We start from the raw sequence: 3,350 nt of genomic DNA on the forward strand, positions 1-3,350 counted from the left end.
ACGGTAGTTTAATCTTTGTTTTAACCCGTAGGGGCGACGCTGGAGTCGCCCTTCCAAATTTCCCCCGAATTTACGCCACCGAACGAGGGAATGGGGTTCTGCCCCTATTTCAAACCGTTGGCAATATTACGAGCGTTGGACAGCAGCATCTTAAGATAGGTAGAGCCATCGCTACTTGCATCGCCTAGCGCGTCCCCATATAGGTTAGAGAAGATTTTCACGCCTGCTTCTTTACTGATTTGCTCTGCCAACTTCGGATTGATGGTCGTTTCGGTGAAAATGGCAGGTACTTTCTCCGCTTTGATGCGCTTGACCAATTCGGTTAAAGCCTGTGCGCTAGGCTCGGACGCGCTATCAAAGCTAGGAATTATTGAGCCGACAATTTTCAGGTTGAACTGAGCGGCAAAGTAGGTAAAGGCTTCGTGGTTGGTGACGAGCTTACGCCGTTCTGCGGGGATAGCGTCAAGCAAGCCTTTCATTTGCCGGGAAGTATCGTCAATTTGGGTTTTATAGGAAGCGGCGTTAGCTTCGTAAGTAGCTTTACCCGCTGCGTCCACCTTCGCTAACCCCTTTGCAATGTTATCCGCCATAATTTTGCCATTGTCTGGACCGTGCCAGATGTGCGGGTCGGTCTCGCCCTGTACGGTCTTCAGCAAGTTCACGCCCTCCGAGACCGCCGCCAGCGAGGCTTTCGTACCGCTGCTCTGCACCGTTTTGTCGAGCCACGCTTCCAGCCCCAACCCGTTTGAAAGTACCAATTGGGCAACCGCCAACGCTTTAGAATCCTCTGCGGTAGGCTCATAATCGTGCGCGTCTCTGCCGGGTTTAAGAATGGCGTAAATTTCGGCGCGGTCTCCTGCCACGTTTTTTGCCATATCGGCAATGACGCTATTAGTTGCCACCACCTTGATTTTACCGCTCGCGCTGGAGTTAGTAGCGGTACTATCGCCACATGCTGCCAGCAGCAATAACAGCATCAAAATTACCATCAGACAGCGTCTTTTCATTACTATCATCCCTCTAGCTCCAATTTTGAGATACAGTATCAATAACAGGGAATAATAATATAACCTTGCGCCTTGCCTGTCAAGTAATTGATACACAGTTTCAAAATAGTTAGAATATTTGCGGGAGATGGTGCGGGATTTGTAGGAGCAACCTCCGTGTTGCGACAAGAACCGCTCCTACGGGTTAATTCTCATGGAGTGGGCGAGAGGGCTTCAATCCAAAATCCAAAATGGAATGCGCCCCTACGGGTTAAAACAAAGATTAAACCACCGTCAGAATGTTTACTTCTGTAACTTCCGAGCGATTACCGTAACCCACGATAGCGTAATCTCCTGCCGCTAACCCGGCGGTATCCACCACGATAGTTAATTCCCCGTTTGCATTCGAGAATTGCCGACCCAAGCTCACGGTTGAGCCATCCGGCGCGGTGTACCATTGCGATACAATCTCATCTGCCAAATACACCTTCTGCAAAATGCTGACTTTCTCGCCCACATTCGCCCTTACTGCTGCGCCCGGCTGGATTGCGCCTTTGGTATCATCGCGGTTGCTGCCTGTTGCCCCGAACACAAAGCGTTGGCTATTACTGTTTATGCTCTTACCGCTTACGGTATCGTCATCAAACACCAGCTTATAGCGTGTTTCGATATGCGTTCCGACCATCGCGGTAGCATTGGGGCGAAACACCAACACGCCGTTCACTTCCTTGCCTTGCTCAATCGGCGGCAGGGCAATTGACACCGTGGTAGTGGTCACTTGCGTAACCCACACCCCCGCGCTGCTCACCGAAGCATCAAAATAGCCCACGTCCAGCCCTTGCAATATCGGAATCTTTATCAAAAGGCGGCTTGCTCCGCCCGCCCCGATGTTCTTCACCTTGAAGCTGAACGAAACGAGATTCTCAAGGTTCGTATCCGCTACCCTATCCGGGCTGATTCGCAACTGCGGTATCAGGTCGGAGGAAAGCGCAGGTTTAGCCGGAACAAACTCAAACGCGCCGATGTCGCAAGCCTCGCCTTGAGGTCGGCTTATCCCGCGCTGGTCGATAGTTACCGCGCAACTGGCAACCGGAATCGCGTCTATCGCCGAACTGCCCTCTAGCAGCGCAATGGTAAAAGTTAGCCCACCGTTATCACCGGGAGTACCTAGTTTCGCATCGGCAGCGGTTTTGAACCCACAGGTGGCGTTGTCGTTGGCTACCTCTAAGTTATAGCCTCCATCGGTGAGAGAGAAATTACCGGTACAAATATTGCTGCCCTGCAACAGGCTATTCTTCAGCAGCGCCGTTCCGCTATTGTTGTTGATAGTTCCGCCGCTGCCGCTTTCAGAAACAGCATTGTTGAGGAAAGTAGCGTGGGTCACTAGCACGTTGCCATTATTAAAAATAGCCCCGCCGTAATTATCCGCGCTATTGTTGTACAGGCTCGAATTGGTTATCTCCAGCGTGCTGCCGTTGCTAATGATATCGCCATCGTAATTAGTAACCGCGCCGCTGTTAAAAATAGCCCCGCCGTAATTATCCGCGCTGTTGTTATACAGGCTCGAATTGGTGATTGTCACCGTCCCGCCGCTGTTAAAAATAGCCCCACCCTCGATAGCCTTACCCCCACTCAGGTTGAGATTAGTTAAGGATAGCTTTGTATTGGGGCTGACGTAGAAAATCTGGTATAGATTATTCCCGCTAATAGTCAGCTTACCTGCTCCCGTGTTGGTCAGAGTCAGGTCTTTGGTAACAAGTTGCCTTACATCTAGGGTGATGGCGGTATCGGCGGCGCAATTAAAGTCGAGCGTACCACCCGCGCTAACGCTACTTTGCAGCGCCGTTAAGGTGCAGCTACTCCCCGATTGCACCGGGCGCGTGATTACAGAAAAAACTGCCAGCAACAGCGCGATTATTACTAATGCCGCCGCTAAACGCTTTGTTATACCTATTGTAGTTACTACCTTGATTGGCTTCTGCAACAATGTTCTCCTGACTTAATACTCCTACTTTGTGCCACGACCTCGGTTGAGCTACTCGTTAGCCCACCCAAACGAGCAAGGTTTAGTATGTTAAGAAGCATGTCCCGGTGTTTGTTAAAGCCTATCTTTATCTAAGTTTTAGATAATCTATCTAATAACTTTGGGTGTTATTGTAACAGAGGCAGAAATAGATTGTCCATTGGATTTTGGGTAGTTTTATTAAAATAATATTACAAAAATGGTGGCGCAATTCTCATGGGATGGGGGGCAATAAAAGAAGGGCGACTCCAGCGTCGCCCCCACAAGATTAAAACCTAACTTGCTGCTACCGTCAGAATGTTCACTTGAGTAAACTCCGAACGGTTGCCGTAGCCTACGAT

The 3,350-nt window shown here is 50.0% G+C and carries 2 protein-coding genes; both read right to left on the reverse strand.

Annotated elements, in window-relative coordinates; all coding sequences use genetic code 11:
- Window positions 1-104: 104 nt before the first annotated feature.
- Window positions 105-1,007, reverse strand: coding sequence for a zinc ABC transporter substrate-binding protein (locus WCK19_RS18330; RefSeq protein ID WP_342398852.1), 903 nt, complete (start codon window positions 1,005-1,007; stop codon window positions 105-107).
- A gap of 262 nt (window positions 1,008-1,269) precedes the next feature.
- Window positions 1,270-2,970 carry a choice-of-anchor Q domain-containing protein gene (locus tag WCK19_RS18335; protein WP_342398853.1) on the reverse strand — a complete coding sequence of 567 codons (1,701 nt, stop codon included), beginning with the start codon at window positions 2,968-2,970 and terminating at the stop codon, window positions 1,270-1,272.
- Window positions 2,971-3,350: the final 380 nt, after the last annotated feature.

This window comes from Candidatus Chlorohelix sp., from assembly GCF_037138995.1.
Taxonomy (GTDB): Bacteria; Chloroflexota; Chloroflexia; order Chloroheliales; family Chloroheliaceae; genus Chlorohelix.

Bases quoted from the DNA above. Each gene is read 5' to 3' on its own strand.
- WCK19_RS18330 (WP_342398852.1), bottom strand. From the start codon at position 1,007: ATGAAAAGACGCTGTCTGATGGTAATTTTGATGCTGTTATTGCTGCTG.